18 protein-coding genes are annotated in these 21,218 nt (G+C 64.6%); 11 read left to right on the plus strand and 7 right to left on the minus strand.

Translation table 11 applies throughout. The features are described 5' to 3' along the window. Position 1 precedes the first annotated feature (1 nt). Positions 2-1,894 carry an ABC transporter ATP-binding protein gene (locus tag FJV83_RS01505; protein WP_142885058.1) on the minus strand — a complete coding sequence of 631 codons (1,893 nt, stop codon included), beginning with the start codon at positions 1,892-1,894 and terminating at the stop codon, positions 2-4. Then, complete coding sequence (locus tag FJV83_RS01510) at positions 1,894-3,750, minus strand: ABC transporter ATP-binding protein (RefSeq protein ID WP_142884870.1); 1,857 nt, start codon at positions 3,748-3,750, stop codon at positions 1,894-1,896. Before FJV83_RS01510 ends, FJV83_RS01505 begins: the two co-directional genes overlap by 1 nt. 340 nt (positions 3,751-4,090) lie before the next feature. On the opposite strand from FJV83_RS01510, the gene FJV83_RS01515 reads away from it, so the two are divergent. The 3 genes from FJV83_RS01515 to FJV83_RS01520 are packed head-to-tail and all read left to right on the plus strand — an operon-like array spanning position 4,091 to position 7,095. Then, complete coding sequence (locus FJV83_RS01515) at positions 4,091-5,437, plus strand: FAD-binding oxidoreductase (protein WP_142884871.1); 1,347 nt, start codon at positions 4,091-4,093, stop codon at positions 5,435-5,437. Between the two features lie 13 nt (positions 5,438-5,450). Next, positions 5,451-5,600 carry a hypothetical protein gene (locus FJV83_RS36285; RefSeq protein ID WP_185973300.1) on the plus strand — a complete coding sequence of 50 codons (150 nt, stop codon included), beginning with the start codon at positions 5,451-5,453 and terminating at the stop codon, positions 5,598-5,600. Between the two features lie 55 nt (positions 5,601-5,655). Then, complete coding sequence (locus FJV83_RS01520) at positions 5,656-7,095, plus strand: NAD(P)-dependent oxidoreductase (RefSeq protein WP_142884872.1); 1,440 nt, start codon at positions 5,656-5,658, stop codon at positions 7,093-7,095. 55 nt (positions 7,096-7,150) lie between these two features. Here the strand turns inward: FJV83_RS01520 and hutH are convergent, their stop codons facing one another. From hutH to FJV83_RS01545, 5 genes are all read right to left on the minus strand, one after another. Further along, positions 7,151-8,647: a histidine ammonia-lyase gene (hutH, locus tag FJV83_RS01525; RefSeq protein ID WP_142884873.1), complete on the minus strand. Its 1,497-nt coding sequence runs from the start codon at positions 8,645-8,647 to the stop codon at positions 7,151-7,153. Between the two features lie 132 nt (positions 8,648-8,779). Beyond that, the gene (locus tag FJV83_RS01530) at positions 8,780-9,883 is read right to left on the minus strand and encodes an alcohol dehydrogenase family protein (protein WP_142884874.1); all 1,104 of its coding nucleotides are present in this window, start codon (positions 9,881-9,883) and stop codon (positions 8,780-8,782) included. Between the two features lie 8 nt (positions 9,884-9,891). Next, complete coding sequence (locus FJV83_RS01535; RefSeq protein WP_142884875.1) at positions 9,892-11,271, minus strand: aspartate aminotransferase family protein; 1,380 nt, start codon at positions 11,269-11,271, stop codon at positions 9,892-9,894. Between the two features lie 38 nt (positions 11,272-11,309). Continuing rightward, positions 11,310-12,803 (minus strand): NAD-dependent succinate-semialdehyde dehydrogenase, encoded by a 1,494-nt coding sequence (locus tag FJV83_RS01540; protein ID WP_142884876.1) that lies wholly within the window; start codon positions 12,801-12,803, stop codon positions 11,310-11,312. A 126-nt stretch (positions 12,804-12,929) separates the two neighbouring features. Then, a complete protein-coding gene (locus FJV83_RS01545; protein WP_010914600.1) occupies positions 12,930-13,421 on the minus strand; it encodes an Lrp/AsnC family transcriptional regulator in 492 nt (163 codons plus the stop codon). A gap of 84 nt (positions 13,422-13,505) precedes the next feature. Here FJV83_RS01545 and FJV83_RS01550 point away from each other — a divergent pair, with 84 nt between their 5' ends. From FJV83_RS01550 to FJV83_RS01585, 8 genes are all read left to right on the plus strand, one after another. After that, positions 13,506-14,891 (plus strand): PLP-dependent aminotransferase family protein, encoded by a 1,386-nt coding sequence (locus FJV83_RS01550; RefSeq protein ID WP_142884877.1) that lies wholly within the window; start codon positions 13,506-13,508, stop codon positions 14,889-14,891. Positions 14,892-15,071: 180 nt separating this feature from the next. Further along, complete coding sequence (gene ehuA / locus FJV83_RS01555) at positions 15,072-15,857, plus strand: ectoine/hydroxyectoine ABC transporter ATP-binding protein EhuA (protein ID WP_179296362.1); 786 nt, start codon at positions 15,072-15,074, stop codon at positions 15,855-15,857. A gap of 81 nt (positions 15,858-15,938) precedes the next feature. Further along, complete coding sequence (gene ehuB, locus FJV83_RS01560; RefSeq protein WP_095771281.1) at positions 15,939-16,790, plus strand: ectoine/hydroxyectoine ABC transporter substrate-binding protein EhuB; 852 nt, start codon at positions 15,939-15,941, stop codon at positions 16,788-16,790. Between the two features lie 160 nt (positions 16,791-16,950). Next, positions 16,951-17,610: an ectoine/hydroxyectoine ABC transporter permease subunit EhuC gene (ehuC, locus tag FJV83_RS01565; protein WP_095771280.1), complete on the plus strand. Its 660-nt coding sequence runs from the start codon at positions 16,951-16,953 to the stop codon at positions 17,608-17,610. After that, positions 17,610-18,269 carry an ectoine/hydroxyectoine ABC transporter permease subunit EhuD gene (ehuD, locus tag FJV83_RS01570; protein WP_095771279.1) on the plus strand — a complete coding sequence of 220 codons (660 nt, stop codon included), beginning with the start codon at positions 17,610-17,612 and terminating at the stop codon, positions 18,267-18,269. The genes ehuC and ehuD overlap by 1 nt, the downstream gene beginning before the upstream one ends. Positions 18,270-18,272: 3 nt before the next feature. Then, entirely contained in the window at positions 18,273-19,049 is a 777-nt protein-coding gene (eutA, locus tag FJV83_RS01575) for an ectoine utilization protein EutA (protein WP_142884878.1), read from the plus strand. A 99-nt stretch (positions 19,050-19,148) separates the two neighbouring features. Continuing rightward, positions 19,149-20,138, plus strand: coding sequence for a hydroxyectoine utilization dehydratase EutB (gene eutB, locus FJV83_RS01580; RefSeq protein ID WP_185973301.1), 990 nt, complete (start codon positions 19,149-19,151; stop codon positions 20,136-20,138). Further along, positions 20,135-21,127, plus strand: coding sequence for a cyclodeaminase (locus FJV83_RS01585; RefSeq protein WP_095771276.1), 993 nt, complete (start codon positions 20,135-20,137; stop codon positions 21,125-21,127). Before eutB ends, FJV83_RS01585 begins: the two co-directional genes overlap by 4 nt. Positions 21,128-21,218 lie beyond the last annotated feature (91 nt).

A 21,218-nucleotide genomic window follows, 5' to 3' on the forward strand; every position in this document is an offset into this window, starting at 1 on the left:
TTCACGTCGCCTTGCCGACCGCGGCGTCCAGTTCCAGCTCGCCTTCCGCAATGTCGTCGAACGAAGCGTAGTTCATGTTGTAGAGGCGGGCGTAGAGGCCCTTCCTCTGCATCAGCTGTTCGTGATTGCCGCTTTCGACGATCTCGCCATTCTGCAGCACGATGATGCGGTCGGCGCCGCGAATGGTGGCGAGCCGATGGGCGATGACCAGCCCGGTGCGGCCGTCCAGCAGTTTGATCAGCGCCTTCTGGATCAGCATTTCGGTGTAGGAATCGATGCTGGCCGTGGCCTCGTCGAGCACCAGGATCTTGGCGTCGGCCACCAGCGCTCGCGCGAAACTGATGAGCTGGCGCTGGCCGAGCGAAAGGTTGCCGCCGCGCTGTTCGAGTTCGGTATCGTAGCCATCGGGCAACTGTTCGATGAAGTCGTGCGCGCCGACCGCTTGTGCGGCGCCCACCACTTCGTTGCGGCTGGAGCCGGTCTTGTGGTAGCGGATATTCTCCAGCACCGTGCCGGAGAACAGGAACGGCTCCTGCAGCACCATGGCCACCTGGTCGCCGAGCGAATCCTGCGTCAGGTCACGCACATCGTGACCGCCGACCAGGACTTGCCCCGACCAGACATCGTAGAAGCGGTGCACCAGCGCCATCGAACTCGACTTGCCCGATCCCGTCGGGCCGACAAGAGCGACCGTCTCGCCCGGATTGACGCGGAAGGAGATGTTCTTCAGCACCGGCTGGTTCGGCCGGTAGCCGAAAGTGACGTTCCTGAACTCGACCGAGCCGTCCGTATCGCGCGACAAGGCCACCGCATTGTCCTTGTCGCTGACATCCACCGGCACGTCGAGCACTTCGGAGATACGCTGGCCGGAGGCCATGGCGCGCTGCATGACGCTGTACTGCATGGTAAGTGAACGGATCGGGTCGAAGAAGCGTTGGATATAGAACAGGAACGCTACCATGACGCCGACATCGAGGCTGTGCGACAGCACCATCGAGCCGCCGACGACAATGACCGTCGCCATGGCGATGCCGGTCAGCGTGTCGACGATCGGCACCATCACCTGCGCATATTTCGCCGACCGCAGATGAGCGTTGAGGTTGGCCAGCACCTTCTCGTCATAGAGGTCGAAATTGACGTGCTGGCGTTCCAGGCTCTGCACGGTGCGCACGCCATGGATGCCTTCGGCGAGTGCCCCGTTGGCGATGGAATTGGTTTCGTGCGCTGCCATGAAGGCGACCTTGGCGCGCGGCAGCCAGAACAGCCGCACGATGAACAGCATCGGCATGGTCGACAGCGTCAGCAGTCCGAGCCGGAAATCGAGCCACAAAAGGACGGTGACGATGCCGAACAGCAGCACGATGTCGCCCACCGACATGACAGACGTTTCGAGGAATTCCTGCATCGAATTGACGTCGCCCTGCAGGCGCGACATCAGCCGGCCGACCTCGGTCTTGTCCATGAAACTCAGGGACACGCGCTGCAGATGGCTGAACATTGCGCGGCGCAGGTCGGACAGCACATTCTCGGCCACCTTGCCGACGACGCTTTCCTGCACATGGCTTGCGGCGTAGTTGATCAGGATGATCACGGTGAAGGTGAGGATCGCGGAGATCATCACCGAGCGGTCGAGCCGGCCCGCAGCCATGCCGTGGTCAATGGCATAGCGGATGACCAGCGGGATCGCCAGCTGCGTCAGCGTGAACACCAGCACCGCCGCCACCGAGATGAAGATCCGGCCCTGATAGGGTCTGACGAAGCTCCAGATGCGCCTGATGATGCGCGGATCATAGGCCTTGCCGAAAACCTCTTCCTCGTCGCGATGCGAGCCGACGACGGCCTTGGTCGGCCGGCCGCTTTTGTCGTCCTTCTCGTCGTCGTCCTGCGTCGACATCATGCGGCTCCCTCGAGCCGGTCGTTGTCCGGCCGCAGCTGCAGGTCGTGAAGCGCGCGATAGCGACCGCCCAGCGCCAGCAACTCCTCATGCGTGCCGCGCTCGACGATGCGGCCGCCCTCGACGAACAGGATCTGGTCGGCATGCATCAGCGAACTCAGCCGGTGCGAGATGATCAGCGTCACGCGATCCTTGGCGAAACGCTTCATCGCCGCGCGGATACGCTGCTCGGTGCCGGCATCGATTGCCGCGGTGGAATCGTCGAAGACCAGAACCGATGGCCGCAGCATCAGGCTGCGCGCAATGGTCAGGCGCTGGCGCTGGCCGCCGGAAAGCGACGCGCCGCGTTCGCCGACGACCGTGGTATAGCCGGCCGGAAGCCCGATAATGTAGTTGTGCAACTGCGCATACTCGGCGGCCTGCCCGATGCGGGTCTCGCGCGCCCACGGGTTGCCATAGGCGATGTTGTTCTCGATCGAGGTGGTGAACAGGAAGGCGTCCTGCTGCACCACGCCGACCGCCTTGCGCAGCGATTGTAGCGTGACCTTGCTTATGTCCTGGCCGTCGATGGTGATCGTGCCCGAGGTGACGTCGTAGAAGCGCGGGATCAGATGCGCGATGGTCGACTTGCCGCTGCCGGGCGGGCCGACGATCCCTATCGTCTCGCCGGACCTGGCCTCGAAAGAGATGCCGGACAGCGTCGGGCGATCGCCCGCGCCTTCATAGCGGAAGCCGACATTGTCGAAGCACAGCACGCCCTCGGTGATGACGAGCTCCCTGGCGTCGGGCGCATCCTCGATGTCGAGTTCGGTATCGAGCAGTTCGAACAGCCGCGTGCCGCAGGTCGAGGCGCGCGCGAACGAGTTGACCATCAGGCCGAGCTGGCGCACCGGCATCTGCAGGATGGTCATGAAGGTGAGGAACTGCGCCAGCGTACCGACGCTGATCTGGCCCGCGATCACCTTCTGGCCGCCGAACCAGAGCACCAGCCCCATGGCGGCCAGGAAGGAAAAGTTCATGGCGCTGGTGTTGGAGACGCGGATGTCGACGCGCTGATTGGCCAGCTCCAGCGCGTCCTGCTTGGCGCGGTCGAATTTTGCGAGCTCATGGCGCTGCGCCGCGAAGGCGCGCACGACGCGGATGCCGCCCAGATTCTCGTCCATCACCCGGCTCAGCACCGACAGCCGCTCCTGCAGCGTCAGCCAGGTGCTGCGCAATCTGAGCTGGGTCACCGAGGATCGCCAGGCGACGAAAGGCACGAAGCTGAGGCTGAGCAGCCCGAGCACGAGGTCGGTGCTGATCAGGAGATAGGCGCCGACGCCGATCAGCACGCTGAGCAGCACCACGCGCAGGATGCCGGTGGAAAAGAACATGCGCACGCCGTCGAGATCGAGCAGACCGAGCGTGATCAGGTCCCCGGTATGGACCTTGTCGTGGAAGGAGAAGCTCAGGCGCTGGATCTTTTCGTAAAAGGCGAGCCGCAATTGATAGCCGGTCTGATGGCCGACGGCCTCGCCATAATAGTTCTGCGCCATGGTGAAGAGACCGCGCAGGATGCTGACGACGAGCAGCGTCAGCGCTGTGTGCCACAGCGCCTGTTCCGCGACAGTGCCGGCACCCGCGGCCATCACGCCTTGCGCCTGGTCGATCGCGCGTCCCAGCAGGCGTGGGATGAAAAGCTGCAGCGTCGCGGCGATGAAGGTCGAGACGAGGGTGATGGCGACCTGCCAAGGATGGCGCAGCGTCATGCGCACGATGCGCAGCAAGGTGCTGAGGCCCTTGCCCCAGGAGGCTTCCGCCACATGGGCAAACGATTTGCCGCGCTTCGCCGCGCCGCTGGTTGCATCCGTCGGCAAGGAAAATATCCAGTCCAATCCGGACATTAGCCCGGACGCATTAAGCAGACTCAGTTCTGATGACGAGATGTTACGCGTGTCGGACTTGACCCTTCAAGGGGCCAATGGCGGCATCGCGCTGTGCCTGACATACGGTGCCGCCGTCGGTCGTCGCCGGGCGCTTCGGTCTTGTCGGCAAAGATCATGTGGGTGTCGAGGCGACATTTGCTGGCATAAACAATTCATTGCATTGACGCGCAGATTCTCCAGCTCGACCCAGCCTTGACGGACTATCAGGTCTGTCACGCGCCGCCGGCACGGAAGCAGCCAGGGCCGACAAAAAGCAAGAGGGCAGTCTTCCTTGACAAGTTTTCCCTTCACCGAAGCGATGCCGATCCAGTTTCAAGCACCGTTGCCGAAGGCTTCGGAGGTTGTGGTCATCGGCGGCGGCGTTATCGGCGTGACCACGGCCTTGTTCCTGGCGCGGCGCGACATTTCGGTGACATTGCTGGAAAAGGGCCGCATCGCCGGCGAGCAGTCGTCGCGGAACTGGGGCTGGATCCGGCAGCAGGGCCGCGATGCCGATGAACTGCCCGTTGTCATCGAAGCGCAACGCCTCTGGCGGCAACTGGCCGAGGAATGCGGCGAGGACATCGGGCTGAAGCAGACGGGCGTTACCTACCTCGCGCGAACCGACAAGGAGATGGCCGGCTTCGCGAAGTTCCTGAAGATCGCTCAGATACACGGCGTCGACACGCGTCTCCTCGACCAGAGTGAGACGGCCAAGCTGATCCCGGCCATGTCGCGCTCTTTCAAGGGTGCTATGACCACCCCGTCGGACATGCGCGCCGAGCCCTGGGTCGCGGTTTCAGCGCTTGCCCGCCTGGCCGCCCGGGAGGGCGTCGCCATCATCGAGAATTGTGCGGCGCGCATGCTCGACATATCGGCTGGACGCGTCAGCGGGGTCTGGACCGAGCAGGGCCGTATCGCCACCTCGAGCGCGGTCGTGGCGAGCGGTGCGTGGACGTCGCTCTTCCTGCGCGCGCACGGCGTATCCATCCCGCAGCTCAGCGTCAGGGCGACCGTCGCTGCGACCGGACCCATGCCCGAAATCCATTCGGGCGCCGTGGCCGACGACCATATCGCATTCCGGCGCAGGCAGGATGGCGGTTACACGCTGGCATCGGGAGGCACCAGTCAGCTTTATGTCGGGCCTGACGCCTTTCGTCATGCGACCAAATACGTTCCCGCTCTGATGGCGAATCCTTTTGGCACCTCCTACCTGCCGGCGGCGCCGCGCGGCTATCCGGACGGCTGGTCGACCCCACGCAGGTGGAACGCGGACGAGGAAAGCCCGTTCGAACGGATGCGCATCCTCAATCCCGCCCCCAAAGCCTCGGCATTGCGCGATATCGAGCGCGAATTCTCGGCACTTTTCGCGCAGTTCAAGACGGTGCCGATCAAGGCGACCTGGGCGGGCATGATCGATGCGATGCCGGATGTCGTGCCGGTCGTTGATCGTGCCGCCGCAATTCCGGGTCTCGTCATCGCCACCGGAATGAGCGGTCACGGCTTCGGCATCGGACCCGGAATGGGCCGTGTCGTGTCCGACCTCGTCCAGGGAAACGAGATCGGACATGATCTTCACAGGTTCCGTCAATCCCGCTTCAGCGACGGCAGCCCGATCAAGCTGGGACCCAGCCTTTAGATCGGGCCGCCGGGTGTCACGGGCCAAGAACGTCATCCATGCCTTCGGCAATGGTCATCAAGTCCTCATCGGCGGCGCCGTCACCGGCAAGATCGTGTCGCAACTTGCCGCCGGTTTGCCGCCGGCGATCGATCTGACGTCCTTCCGGGCGGATAGGTTCTGACGTCGGAGCGCGCTGCCGTACCGGCTACCTTTCCGTTCTTGCATGGGGAAACGACGTGACCGCAAACACCAATAACCAGGCCGTGGAGCCGATCGATCCGCAGGGGATCTACACCGTGCTGATCTGCGATCTGGTCGGCCTGCGCTTCGGATCTGACGGCAAGCCTGATCCCGGCGAAGTGCGCGCCCATATCGAAGCCAAGGGCGGGCGCTTCCACCTGTCCGCGCTTGGCGACAAAGCGGGCCTCGAGCGCGGCCGGGTGCATTTCTTCTACCAGCCGGACCTCAGCGCCCGCGAGGAGCTGATCGAAGCTGCCGGCGACGGCCGCTATGACGCCGTCATCGCCGCAGCGACCTTCCTACCTGCCGAAACCGTCTTTGCGCTGGCCGGCGTGCGGATCGGCGCCGGCACCGGCAATATGGGTTCTCGCTCCTGGGGTGGCGGCAGCGGCGAGGGAGGCACCGCGGTGCTGATGAACACGCCCGGCATCAACAGCCGCGCCACCGCTCAGATGGTGATGAAGGCGATTCTGAAAGTGCTGCCGGATATTCCGGTCGGTTTGCTTCACGACCGGGTGGCACGCGGCGATTTCGACACCGGCAGGGAACTGCGTGCTTTCCCGACCGAAAAACTCGAAGGCAAGACGATCGCGATCATCGGCTACGGCAATATCGGCAGGGAAGTGGCCAAGCTCGCCCGTGCCTTCGGCATGCGCGTGGTGATCCATGCCAGGCCACGGCACCGCGACTGGGTAGAAGCCGAGGGCTTTGCCTTCGCGGCGGACCTCGCCGACGCGGCTGAGGGAGCCGATGTGCTCAGCGTCCATGTCGGCCTGGGCAAGCAGGATACGCAGACCGGCCGCTACGCCAATGCCGGGCTCATCGGCGCCGATGTTCTGAGCCGCATGAACAAGGGCGCTGTGCTGGTCAACTACGATCGCGGCGAGCTTGTCGACGTTGTGGCGCTTGGCGAGGCGCTGGACCTAGGGCGGGTGCGCCACGCCGCCATCGATGCCGATCTGTTCAGGGATGCCTCGACCGGGCGTCTGTCTGGCCCGATGCTGCCTTATCTCGACCTCGTCGAGAGGCACGGCGACAAACTTGAACTTCTGCCGCATGCCGCGGCTGATACGGACCATCCGTCGCGCGTCGCCGGCGCCAAACAGGCCGTCGACCAGCTGTTCGACCTCATCTGCCGCAAATCGGTGACCAATGCCAAAGGCACCGTGCCGCCGGGTTATCTTTCCCTGGGGGCGACGACGCCTCCAGGCATCGGACCGGTGACGGCGCATCATTTTTTGAAATTGACTGCCAGCGACTGCTCAGAACTGGCGGATGTCTGTGATCGGCAAAGCCGGCTTTGGAAGGTTTTGTCCGACACACCGTCCGTCGAGCGCGACAAAATCGTCGCCGAGCAGGGCGAGGAGCTCGTCCGGCTGATCAACCGCTTCTGTCTCCTGACTGAGAGCCTGAACCTCAGAGGCCCTTACCAATAGGCTCGACCTGCCGCAGCGGATCCAAAACGGGAGCTGTCGGGATGAGAACGTCGGCTCAGTGGCGCGGACCCGCCACCATCCGCGCCACCCGCGTCATGTCGGTGCTCATCTCGCGGTCGTCGTCGAGCGGGCTGACGAGCGCACGCACGGCGGCGAAGGTGCGCTGCGGCCCTTCGCCCATGCTGTCGACGACACCGCGCAACTCCACGCCCGTCGCCGCGAAGATCAGCTCCATCGCCACGAGATAGCGCATGCGCTCGATGATCTCGGCCGTCTTGGCCACCACACGCGGCGCCATCGACGACTGGTCCTCGATGCCGTCCGAAACGGCGAGCGGGCTGAGTGACATCGGGTTGGCCAGGTGCCGGATTTCGGCTTCCAGCGCGGACAAGGGCTTTTGCAGTTCCGCATAGCCCTGACGGCTGCCGCCTCTCGCCGACAAGAAACGCGGCAGTTCGGCTGTTGTCGGCGACATCAGCTTCATGCTGCGGTTGGCGGTGCCAACCGCGCAATGCGCGAGTGCCTGGCCGAGCTGCTCCCAGGCGAGCGTCATTGCTGTCAGGTCGAAATTGCCGTTGGAAATCACCCGATCGCCGTCGGCCAGGATCACCGGGTTGTCGCCCGAATGGGTCAGTTCGATCTCGGTAGCCAGCCGCGCCTGTTCGAACGCATTGAGCAGGCCGCCCCAGACCTGTGGAACGCAGCGATAGCTGAGCGGATCCTGCAGGCGCCGCGCCGCCTTGTCCTTCCACAAGCCGCTTCCCGCCAGCTCCGCGCGCAACCGCGCGCCGATCTCGCGCTGGCCGAAGGCCGGCCGCGCGGCCAGCGCCTGCTCGTCGATCGCGGTCAGGGAGGAGCGAAACGCCTCGTAATTGAGCGCCACGGCGGCCAGCGCCCAGTCGATCAGATGGGCGACGTCTTCGAGGCACAGGCACGCCGTTCCGGTCGACAGGCTGTTGGCGACGATGATGGCGTGGCCGTCCTTCTCGCGCAGGTCCAGCGGCTCGAGCCCGGCCAAGACAAGCGCCTCGGCGGAGGGCATGATCCTGCCCTGGAATTCCGCCTCGCCATCGCCGCGCAGCGACCTCGCCATATGGCCGAGATGGGCAAGGTCGGCTGCGCCGATCGAGCCCCAGGTCGGGATCACCGGATGGACGCCGGCATTGAGCGCCGCGACAAGGCCCATGACCACGCGCTCGGACGCGCCGGTGCCACCGGCGGCCATGCCCGAGATGCGCGCGGTCATCAGTGCCCGCACCGCCTCGGTGGGCAGCGCCGGTCCGATGCCCATGCTGTGGCTGAGTGGCACGCTGTGCTGGAAGGCGATCAGGTCCGCCTGCGCGAGCGGCGTGTCGACACAGGCGCCCAGGCCCGTGGTGACGCCGTACATCGGCTTGCCAAGCCCGGTCAGATGCTCGATCAGGGCGCGGCTCGCCCGGATGCGGCGCATCGCCTCCTCGCCCAGCATCAGTCGGGCGTTGCGGCGTGCGATCTCTGCGACGTCGGCCACGCCGAGCGGCTTGGCATCGAGCAATATCATTCGGCCTGTCATGTCTCGCCTGTATCCCGCGACCAGATGCCCAGCATGACTACGGGCGTCGCCGTTTGTGACGGCTCGCGGACACGACTGCAAGCCATTCCCATTGGGACAGCGGCAGAAGGTGGCTAAAGCGGGGGCCAGGAACTACGCCGGCCGCTCCGCGACGGCATCAGGTACCACTACCAGCTTGCCGACAAAATCCTTTGCGACGAAGTCGGCCTGTGCGCGATGAAAATCGGAGAGCCGGTAGACGCCGCCGACCAGTGGCCGGATCTTTTTCGCCTCGATGTAGCCGACGAGCCGGCGGAAATCCGCCCGCGTGCCCTGGCTCGAGCCATGCAACTGCAATTGCTTGAGATACATGGTCCTGAGATCGAGCTGCACGACCGGCCCGGCGATCGCACCGGCGGTGGTGTAGCGGCCTTCGGGCCGCAGAATACGCAGAAGGTCGTTGAAGATCGCGCCGCCGACAAGATCGGCCACCACATCGATCGGCTGGCCGCCGGTCACTTCAGCCACGGCCCGCGGCAGATCGGCGACGCCACGGGTGATGACGGCCTCGGCGCCGATGTCGAGCACCGCCTGTTCCTTGCCCTTGCCGACGACGGCGTAGGGAATGGCGCCGCGCGCCCGCGCCAATTGCACGATGCCGGAGCCGACGCCGCCCGAGGCACCGGTGACCAGCACGCGCTCGCCGGCTTTCAAGCCAGCGCGTTCCAGCATCTGTTCGCCGGTCAGGTAGGCGCAGCAGAAGGTGGCGAGTTCGACGTCGCTCATATCCGTGTCGACGACATGCGCATTCTGCGCCGGCACGGTCTGGTACTCGGCGTAACCGCCGTCGCGGCCATGGCCCATATAGTCGATGTCGGCCAGTGAATCGTCGTCGCGGTTGTAGATGGAGAAATCGACCATCACCCGCTCACCGATGCGGTCCGGCGAAACGCCTTCGCCGACGGCAACGATGCTGCCAACCGTGTCGGTGCCCTGGATGCGCGGGAATGTCAGCGTGTTGCCCTGGCGCCGCCAGGTCGACACGGCGGCCGCGTCCTCCTCCGTACCATAGGCCCCCTGGCGCACCCAGACGTCGGTGTTGTTCATCCCGCAGGCGCTGACCTTGACCAACACTTCACCCGGTGCGGGCGAGGGTACTCTCACATCGGTGCGGTAGACGAGCTTTTCCGGTCCGCCGTGCCCGGTGAGCAGCACGGCGGCCATGGTGGCGGGAACGGTTGCGGTCATGGCGTTCATCGTCGATCTCAGAGATTGGCGAACACGCTTTTCACCGCATCCGCCGTCTTCGAGACGACGATGTCGGCCTCCTCGCGCGTCAAGCAGAGCGGCGGCGCGAAGCCCAGAATGTCGCCCTGCGGCATGGCGCGGCCGATAACCCCGCTGGTGGCCAGCGCCGTCGCCACTTGCGGCCCGATCTTCTGCGAAGCGTCGAAGAACACCCGGTCGTCCTTGTCGGCGACGAACTCGACCGCCGCCAGCATGCCGTCGCCGCGCACGTCGCCAACGTGTCTGTGGCCGCCGACGGCCTTGGCGAGCTCGGCACGGAAATAGGCACCGGTCTCGCCGGCATTCGTCACCAGATCCATCTCGTCGATCAGTTCGAGATTGGCGACACCGGCGGCAACGCAGATCGGGTGCGCCGAATAGGTCCAGCCATGGCCGAGCGAGCCGAGCTTGTCGGACCCATCGACCAGTACCTTCCACACGCCGTCGGCGACGATGACGCCCGACAGCGGCGCATAGGCCGAGGTCAGGCCCTTGGCGATGGTGATCAGGTCCGGCTTGATGCCGTAATGATCGGAGCCGAACATGGTGCCCAGCCGGCCAAAGCCGGTAACCACTTCGTCGGCGACCAGCAGCACATCATACTTCTTCAGCACCGCCTGGATCTTCTCCCAGTAGCCGGCGGGCGGCGGCACGATGCCGCCGGTGCCGAGGATCGGCTCGCCGATAAAGGCTGCGACGGTTTCGGGACCTTCGGCCAGGATCATCTCCTCGAGCTTGTCGGCGCAGTGCTGCGAGAATTGTTCCTCGCTCATCGAGCGGTCGGCGCGGCGGAAATAATAGGGCGCTTCGGTGTGCAGCACCGGCGCGCGCGGCAGGTCGAAGGCGTTGTGGAAGAGCTCCAGCCCGGTCAGCGATCCCGTCATCACGCCCGAGCCGTGATAGCCGCGCCAGCGCGAGATGATCTTCTTCTTCTCCGGCCGGCCGAGCACATTGTTGTAGTACCAGATGAGCTTGATGTTGGTTTCGTTGGCGTCCGAGCCGGAGAGGCCGAAATAGACCCTCGACATGCCCTTCGGCGCGCGGTCGATGATCATCTTGGCCAACGTGATCGAGGCTTCGGTGCCGTGGCCGACATAAGCATGATAGTAGGCGAGGTTCTTCGCCTGGGTGGCGATGGCATCGGCGATCTTCTGGCGGCCATAGCCGACATTGACGCAATAGAGGCCGGCGAAAGCATCGATGCTCTTCCTGCCATTGTTGTCCCAGACGGTCACGCCTTCACCGCCCGCCATGATGCGGGTCGGCGATTCACCGCGCGCGTGCGTGCCCATATGCGTCGAGGGATGGAAGAAGTGGTCGCGATCCCAGGCGTTGAGTTCGTTGGATTGGTCGAGCATTTTTTCTACTCCTGACGAAAGGGCGATTCCGCTGCAGCTTAGGCTACATCGAGACAGAGATATTTGAGATCGGTGAACGCTTCGAGCCCGTGGCGCGAGCCTTCGCGACCAATGCCGGACTGCTTGACGCCGCCGAACGGGATCGGCGCGCCGGTGATCTTCACCCGGTTGATGGCAACCATGCCGTAGTCGAGCGCGCGGCCCATGCGTTGCTGCCGCGCGCCGCTCTCGGTCACGACATAGGCAACGAGGCCATATTCGGTGGCATTGGCGCGGGCGATCACCTCGCCCTCGCTGTCGAATGGCGTCACCGCGGCGACCGGCCCAAAAGTCTCCTCGCGCATGATCAGCGCCGCGTCGGAAACGTCGGCCAGCAGCGTCGGCTGGTAGAACAGCGGCCCGGCCTGATGTCGCTTGCCGCCGGCAAGGCAACGCGCGCCGTGGGCGAGCGCATCGGCGACCTGCTCCTCGACTTTCTGGACAGCGCGCTCATGCATCAGCGGCCCGATGTCAGTCGTGTCGTCAAGGCCATTGCCGGTCCGCAGCGCCTCGATCCGCTTGGCGAAGGCGGCGCAGAAGCGATCGTAGATCGGCCGCTGGACGTAGGTGCGGTTGGCGGCGAGGCAATCCTGGCCCGATGTGGCGAATTTGGCGTCGATGGCGATGTTTACCGCTTTGTCGAGATCGGCATCGGCAAAGACGATCAGTGGAGCGTGGCCGCCAAGCTCCATCACCAGCCGCTTCATTGTCGGCGCGCTCTGCGCGGCGATCAGCCTGCCGATCTCGGTCGAACCGGTAAAACTCATGGCGCGGACGCGCGCGTCTTCGCACATCCGCCCGACGATCGTCGCGGCCTTGCCGGTGACGATGTTGAAGACGCCGGCCGGCAGTCCGGCGCGCTCGCCAAGCTCGGCCAGTGCCAGCGCCGACAGCGGCGTTTCCGAGGACGGATGCGCGACAATGGTGCAGCCGGCGGCCAGGGCTGCGGCCGCCTTGCGGGTCAGCATGGCCGAGGGGAAATTCCACGGCGTGACGATGCCGACGACGCCGAGCGGCTCGCGCCGCACCATCATTTCCGCATTCGCCAGATGGCTGGTGACGCTCTCGGCGTTGAGGCGCTTGGCTTCCTCCGCATACCACTCGACGAAAGAGGCGGCATAGTCGATTTCGCCGAGCGATTCCTGCAAGGGCTTGCCCTGTTCCAGGGTCATCAGCAGCGCGAGGTCGCCTTTCGCGGCGATGATCAGCTCGAACCATCTTCGCAGGATTCTTGACCGCTCCTGCGGCAGCAGCGACCGCCAGGCCGGAAAAGCGCGCGCGGCGGCATCGATTGCTTTTGTCGTTTGCCGTGCATCCAGCGCCGCGACGAAGGCGACCGTGCTTCCTGTCGCCGGATCGGTGACCTCAAAGCTTTCGGCGGCCTCGCTCGCCGTCCAGTGGCCGCCGACATAGGCCAGTTCGCGCAGCAGACGGCGGTCGGCGAGGCGGTCGAGCGCCTCATGGCGATGCGAGCGGGCGAAATGCGCGGACATGGTCGAAGCCTCCCGGTTCTGATCCTGGGAGACTATCCATCGTGGGCAGACAGAGAGGCTGTTTGGGTGTCCTGAAGTAGAGAGATTCTCTCTATTGTGCCGCCTCAGCAGACGATGTCTCCGGCACTACGGCGACACCGGCAGCAACTCGGCGATGGGAAGTGCGATCTCTTCCTTCACCGTCTTGGTGACGATGTAGGTGAAGTAGCGGTCGATGCCGATCTCGCGGTCGAGCAAGCCGTCGACCAGCCGCTGATAGGCATCGATGTCGCGAGCCATCACCTTCAGCACATAGTCGACGCCGCCGCCCACCGACCAGCAGGCGACGATCTCGGGGATATCGCGGATGACACGCTCGAAGCGGTCGAAATCGGCCTGGCGGTGGCTGGCCAACGTCACCTCCATCAGTACGGTGGCCACCGGCGCCACGACGCGCATGGCGATCCTTGCGTGATAGCCCGAGACGATGCCGGCCTTCTCCAGCTTGCGCAGCCGCATCCAGCATGGGGTCGGCGACAGCCCCACCTGCTCGGCCAGCGCCAGCTTGGTGATGCGCCCGTCGCGCTGGATGGCGTCGAGGATTTTGAGGTCGATCGCGTCGAGTTTCGCAGCAGTCATCAGCGCCCACTTTTTTCGTCCACAGTACCATGATGGCGCATTATTTCGATTGTCAATTGCACTGATTTCGATCTCTAATAAGTCATGACATTGTGGCAACCCGATCCCGCGCTCATAAGGCGGCCAGCCTATCAATCGCTTGCCGATCAGTTCGCGCGCGCCATCCATGACGGGCGTCTTGCCAATGGCGCGCGGCTGCCGACACATCGACGGCTGGCCGATGATCTCAAGCTTTCGGTGCAGACGGTCAGCCGCGCCTATGAGGAGTTGATCCGGCGCGGCCTGATTTCGGGCGAGATCGGCCGTGGCAGCTTCGTCCAGACGCAGCGCCGCGAGCCGGAGCCGCCCTATCTGCCCGAGCGTCTCGGCGAGGTCATTGATCTCTCCATCCTGAAGCCGGTCTGCGAGCCGATGCATCTGGAGCGGCTGAAGCAGGCGCTGAGCTGGCTCGCTGAAAACCTGCCGTCGAGTTCGGCGCTGTCTTTCCGGCCCAACATGGTGTTTCCGCGCCATCGTGCGGTGGCGGTCGAATGGCTGAAATTGTGCGGGCTCGACATTTCAGCGCAGAACATCAGCCTGACCAATGGCGCTACCGCCGGCATGACGGTGGCGCTGATGAGCGTGGCGCCGCCTGGCTCGACCGTTGCCACCGAGGCGATCGGCCACCACACGCTGGTGCCGCTGGCCCGCTATCTCGGTTTCAACCTCCAAGGCCTGCCGATCGATGATAACGGCCTGATCCCGGAGGCATTGGACGAGGCCTGCCGCCTTTCCGACATCCGCGCGGTGTTCGTGCAACCCTCGGTGATCAACCCGACGGCAACGCTCATGGACGCGCGGCGGCGCGAAGAAATCGCGGCGGTTGCGCGCAAGCATGACATCGCCATCATCGAGAACGACGTGCTGGGGCCGCTGGTCGAGGACCGGCCGCCGCCGGTCGCCGCCTTTGCCCCGGAGCGTACGCTCTATGTTACCTCTTTCACCAAGATCACCGTGCCCGGCCTGCGCATCGGCTATCTCGCGGCTCCCGACCGCTATGTCGCCGCCGTCGCCAACCGGCATCTGGTATCGAACTGGATGGCAACGCCGCTGGTAGCCGAGATCGCCACCAAATGGGTGACCGACGGCACGGCGATGGAACTGGTGCGCTGGCAGCGCGCCGCGTTACGGCGGCGGCAGGATATCGCCGCCGAAGTGTTGGCAGGGATCGACTATCGCGCCCGGCGCGACGGGCTGCATGTCTGGCTGCAACTGCCCGACGACCGCGCTGAGGAGGGCTTTGTCGCCCAAGCACGGCTACAGGGCGTGGCGATCGCGCCGGGCACATCGTTCCGCATTTCGGATGCGCCCTGGCATCCGGCGGTGCGCATCTCGCTGGGCTCGACCACCGAAGGGGAACTGCGCGCCGGTCTCGGCGTTGTCACCAAGCTGCTGCTTGGCGATCCGGAGCATTTGCTGCTCGCTATCTGAGCATGTCGCCCAAAGTGCGAAGCGGTTTCGGGACGACGGCATGCCCAAAAAGCCAGCCACGATTGACCGGAAAATGTGCGCAATCAGAATAATTGTCATGATATTATTTTCCCAATTGACATGATTTGGCGCGTTCCGCATCGTTAAGGGCACAGGCTTCTCCAGCACGGGGAAATTCATTTGTCCGCACCCATCATCAAGGTCGATGCCATTTCGAAGAGCTTCGGTGCCTTCAAGGTGCTGGACGGCCTGTCGATGCAGGTCATGCCGCGCGAGAAGCTGGCGCTGATCGGTCCCTCCGGCTCGGGCAAGACCACGATCCTGCGCATCCTGATGACGCTGGAGCGCATCGATGGCGGCCACATCCAGATCGAGGGCGAGCAGCTCTATCATATGGAGCGCAACGGTCAGCTGCTGCCGGCCGACGAGAGGCATCTGGCGCGGATGCGCCAGAAGATCGGCATGGTGTTCCAGCTGTTCAACCTGTTTCCGCACAAGAGCGTCATCGACAATGTGACCCTGGCGCCGATGCTGACCAAGGGCATGCCGCGCCCCGCCGCCGAGAAGCGGGCGATGGAACTGCTCGACATGGTCGGCATGGCCGACAAGGCAAAGGCGATGCCGGCGCAACTGTCGGGCGGCCAGAAGCAGCGCGTGGCGATCGCCAGGGCGCTCGCGCTGCAGCCGAAGATCATGCTGTTCGACGAGGTGACGTCGGCGCTCGATCCGGAACTGGTCGAAGAGGTGCTCAACGTCTTGTGGCGGCTTTGCGCCGAGACCGACATGACCATGCTGCTGGTCACCCACGAAATGGGTTTTGCCCACGACTTTGCCGACCGGGTGCTGTTCTTCGATCGCGGCAAAATCGTCGAGGAAGGCAAGCCCGACGAGATTTTCCGCCATCCCAAGCAGGAGCGCACGCAAGGCTTCCTGAAGAAGATCATCGCGGCCGGACATCGCGTCTGACCGCTTTGCGGGGTGGAGCATCGCCCCAGACAAACCAAGACAAGAAGTCAAACCAAGACAAGAAACAAGGAGTTGGGAACAATGAAGAAACTTGGCATTCTGGCCGGCGTCGCCGGCTTGGCACTGACGGCGGTTCTAGCCGCCTCGATCCCGGGCTCGGCCGACGACAGCAAGCTCGAGCAGTTGAAGGCACAGGGCTTCGCCCGTGTCGCCATCGCGAACGAGCCGCCCTATACGGCGGTTGCCGCCGACGGCAAGGTCTCGGGCGCGGCACCGGACGTGGCGCGCGAGATCTTCAAGCGGCTCGGTGTCGCCGACATCGTCGCCTCGATCTCCGAATATGGCGCCATGATCCCCGGCTTGCAGGCCGGCCGCTTCGACGTCGTCACCGCCGGCCTGTTCATGAAGCCGGAGCGTTGCGCCGCGGTCGCCTATTCCGAGCCTGTGCTGTGCGACGCCGAGGCGATGCTGGTAAAGAAGGGCAATCCGAAAGGCTTCAAGAGCTACGAGGACGTCGCCAAGGACACATCGGCCACGATCGGCGCGCCCGGCGGCGGCACCGAGGAGAAGCTGGCGCTCAACGCCGGCGTGCCGCGCGAACGCGTCATCGTCGTGCCGGACGGCCAGAGCGGCCTGAAGATGGTGCAGGACGGCCGCATCGACGCCTATTCGCTGCCGGTTCTGTCGATCAACGATCTGATGAAGAAGGCCAACGACCCGAACCTCGAAGTCATTGCCCCGGTGCAGGGCGCCCCTGTCTATTGCGACGGCGCCGCCTTCAAGAAGGGCGACGAGGCGCTGCGCGATCAGTTCGACGTCGAACTCGCCAAGATGAAGAAGTCGGGCGAGTTCGCCAAGATCATCGAGCCCTACGGTTTCTCGGCCGCCGCCGCCATGTCGACGACGCGCGACAAGCTCTGCGCGGCGAAGTAGCTGCTCCTCCCTTCTCCCCGTTTACGGGGAGAAGGTGGCCCGAAGGGCCGGATGAGGGGCGGCACTAACTTTCGCAAGGATGGCTCAGCCCCTCATCTGCCTGTCGGCATCTTCTCCCGGGAACGGGGAGAAGGAAGGCTAAACCAACGTTGGAAACCGAATGACCCAGTGGTCCGGCTATCTCGGCCTGATATTGCAGGGAGCGCTTGTCACCATCGAGCTGACGCTGATGGGGTCGGCGCTTGCCCTGATCATGGCCTTTCTTGCCGGCATGGGACGGCTGTCACGTTTCTTCGTTTTGCGGGCGCTCGCCACCGCCTATATCGAATTCTTCCGCGGCACCTCGATCTTCGTGCAGCTGTTCTTCGCCTATTTCGTGCTGCCTTTGATCGGCCTCGAACTGACCCCGCTGCAGGCCGGCGTGCTGGCGCTGGGCCTGAACGTCGGCGCCTATGCCGCCGAAGTGGTGCGCGGGGCCGTGCAGTCGATCGGCCGTGAACAGCATGAGGCCTGCATCGCGCTCAATCTCGGTCGCTGGCAAGGCCTGCGCCATGTCATCCTGCCGCAGGCCTTTCTGGTGATGCTGCCGACCTTCGGCAACAACGCCATCGAGCTGCTCAAGGCCACCTCCGTGGTCTCGCTGATCTCGCTCGCGGACCTGACCTTCCAGGCGCAGGTGGTGCGCGCCCAGACCGGCAACACGATGGTGCCGTTCGCCACCATCCTGGTCATCTATTTCATCCTGGCGCTGCTCATTTCGTGGGGCGTGCGCTCGCTGGAGCGCCGCATGGCGCGCGGCCTCGATGGGGTGCGCGTCTGATGGAGTGGGACTGGAATTTCGTATGGCAGATCATGCCGACGCTGATCCAGGGGGTGAAGATCACCATCCTGGCCACGCTGCTCGGCTCGGTACTGGCGGCGATCGTCGGGCTGGGCATCGCGCTTGCGCGCCGCTCGCCCAACAAGGCCCTGTCACGCACCGTCGGCTGGGCGGCCGAATTCATCCGCGGCACGCCGCTTTTGGTGCAGCTCTATTTCATCTTCTACGTGCTGCCCGACATCGGCATCCTGCTGCCGCCGCTGGTCGCCGGTGTCATCGGGCTCGGGCTGCATTACGGCACCTACACGGCGGAGGTCTACCGCGCCGGCATCGACAATGTACCACGTGGCCAGTGGGAGGCCGCCAAGGCCTGCAATCTCAGCGCCCGGCAGACCTGGACGCACGTCATCATCCCGCAAGCCATCCCGCCGATGATCCCGGCGCTGGCCAATTATTTCATCGCCATGTTCAAGGAGACGCCGTTGCTCTCGGCGATCACCGTGCTGGAACTGATGAACCAGGCCAAAAGCGTCGCCAACACCTACTATCGCTACATCGAGCCGATCACGCTGGTCGGTGCCTTCTTCCTCGCCATCAGTCTTTGTTCGGTCGTGCTGCTGCGCTGGCTGGAACGCCGTTACGGCAAGATCGAGAGATAGCCGATGAAACCTTTGCCCGAGATCAAGGTCTATCCGAAACGGCCATCACTCGACGAGCGTCCGCTCGACAAGCGCGTCGGCCTGATCATCCTGGCCACGGATCACACCAGCGAACCGGATTTTCGCCGCATGGTGGCAAGCGAGCGCATCGGCGTCTACGTCGCGCGCATTCCCTATGCCAATCCGACGACGCCGGAAAATCTGCGCAAGATGCAGCCGGCGCTGACGGCGGGCGCGGCCCTGATCCTGCCCGACGAGAAGCTCGACGCCATCTGCTACTCCTGTACGTCGGCCTCGGTGGTGATCGGTGATGCCGAGATCGAGACGGCGATCCAGGCGGCCAAGCCTGGCGTTCCCATGGTCACCCCACCAATGGCCGGCGTGCACGGGCTGAATGCCTTCGGCGTGCGCCGGATCAGCATTCTGACCCCCTACACGGTCGAAACCTCCAGGCCGATGGCGGCCTACTTCGCCGCGCGTGGTTTCGAGATCGCCAGCTTCACCTGTCTCGGCTTCGAGGACGACCGCGAGATGGCGCGCATCCCCCCGACAGCCCTTGTCGATCTCGCGCGCCAGGCGACCCACCCGCAGGCCGACGCCCTGTTTGTGTCCTGCACGGCGCTGCGCGGCGCGCTTGCGGTCGCCGGCATGGAACAGGCAATCGGCCGTCCTGTGGTGACCAGCAACCAGGCAACCGCCTGGAACTGCTTGCGGCTGTGTGGTGATGAGACGCCGCATCCCGAATTCGGCCGTCTGATGACGCTGCCGCTGGGACGGTAAGATTATGTTCCGTTTGCGCAAGCAACAGCTAATCTCCCCCTTTGAGGGGGAGATGGCCGGCAGGCCAGAGGGGGGCGCCTGGGAACAGACGGATCCATCATGAATCGCAACGTTTCCCTCTCAGACATCCGCGCTGCCCGTGAGCGCATCGCCGACAAGATCCAGCGGACGCCAACCGTGCTGTCCGAGGTTCTGTCGGAACGCCTTGGCTTCCCCGTGCATCTCAAGCTCGAGCATCGCCAGACCACCGGCAGCTTCAAACTGCGCGGCGCTTCGAATGCCGTCGCCTCGTTGAGCTCGGAGCAAAAGGCACGCGGCGTGGTCGCCGCCTCGACAGGCAATCACGGTCGCGCGCTGGCACATGCGGCGAAGCTTGAAGGCATGCGCGCGGTGATCTGCATGTCGCGGCTGGTGCCCCAGAACAAGCTGGACGAAATCCGCCGGCTCGGCGCGGAGGTCCGCATCGTCGGCGACAGCCAGGACGACGCGCAGCAGGAGGTCGAGCGGCTTGTGGCGGAGGAGGAGCTCATCATGCTGCCGCCTTTCGACCATCCCGATGTCGTCGCCGGACAAGGTACGCTCGGGCTCGAGATGATCGAGCAGGTTCCTGACGCCGGTCTCGTGCTGGTACAGCTTTCCGGCGGCGGCTTGGCTTCTGGCGTTGCCGCAGCCGTCAAGGGTGTCAGCCCCGGCACAAAAGTCATCGGCGTTTCGATGGCGCGCGGTGCTGCGATGAAGGCGAGCCTCGATGCCGGCCGGCCTGTCCTGGTAGAGGAATTGCCGACGCTGGCGGATTCGCTTGGGGGTGGCATCGGCCTCGACAATAGGCTGACCTTCGCCATGTGCCGCGACCTGCTCGACGACGTCGTCCTGCTCAGCGAGGACGAGATCGCCGCCGGCATCCGCCATGCATATGCGCAGGAGCGCGAGATCGTCGAGGGCGCCGGTGCGGTCGGTGTCGCCGCGCTGATTTCCGGCAAGGTGAAGCCGAGCGGGCCGGTGGTTGCGCTTCTCTCCGGTCGCAACATCGATATGGACGCGCACCGCAAGATCGTCTGCGGCGACGCAATCGCGGAGCGTGCAGCATGAGCCGGATGACCATCCTCACCGAGAAAGAACTGCGCAAGATCGTGACGCTCGATCTCGATGCGGTCGCCTGCGTCGAGAACGCTTTTCGCGCGCTCGCCACTCTGCCCGTGGCGATGCCGCCGATCCTGCGGCTCGACATTCCCGAGCATCGCGGCGAGGTCGACGTGAAGTCCGCTTATGTGCCCGGTATCGACGGCTTCGCAGTGAAGATCAGCTCCGGCTTCTTCGACAATCCAAAACTCGGCCTGCCGAGCGGTGGCGGCATGATGGTGCTGCTTTCGGCAAGGACCGGCGTGGTCGAGGCGCTGCTGCTCGACAATGGCTACCTGACCGATGTCCGCACGGCCGCTGCCGGCGCGGTCGCGGCGAAGCATCTGTCGCGCGAGGACTCCACCGTGGCAGCGATCTTCGGCGCCGGTTTGCAGGCGGGCCTGCAACTGGAGGCACTGCGTCTTGTCAGGCCGATCGCCGAGGCACGCATCTGGGCGCGCGACGCCACCAAGGCCGAAGCCACTGCTGCCCGCTTGCGCGAAAGACTGGGCATTGTCGTGCGCGCGGAGCCTGATGCAGCAAATGCCGTTGCCGGCGCCGACATCATCGTCACCACCACACCATCGACCGAGCCGCTGATCAAGGCCGGCTTCATCGCCGCCGGCCAGCACATCACCGCCATGGGCTCGGACGCCGAACACAAGAACGAGATCGCGCCGGCCATCCTGCGCATGGCCGATCTCTATGTCGCCGACAGCGCGCGCCAGACGCGGCGTCTGGGCGAACTGCATCATGCCATCGCGGCAGGAGTGATGGCCGCCGACGAAGAAGTGACCGAACTCGGCCAGATCATCGCGGGCGAACGACACGGAAGACGCTCGGCCAGCGATATCACCATCGCCGACCTCACCGGCACCGGCGTGCAGGACACGGCGATCGCCACGTTCGCCCGCGACCGCGCGCGGGCGGCCAATGCCGGAACCACTTTTGAGAGCTGATGCTGGCCGCAAAGCATGACCCGGAAAAGTGCGAACCGGTTTCCGATCAGATCATGCTCAAGCAAAAATTCCTGGAGCCGGGTTCGACGAA

The sequence above is a fragment of the Mesorhizobium sp. WSM4307 genome (assembly GCF_007003945.1).
Classification (GTDB): Bacteria; Pseudomonadota; Alphaproteobacteria; order Rhizobiales; family Rhizobiaceae; genus Mesorhizobium.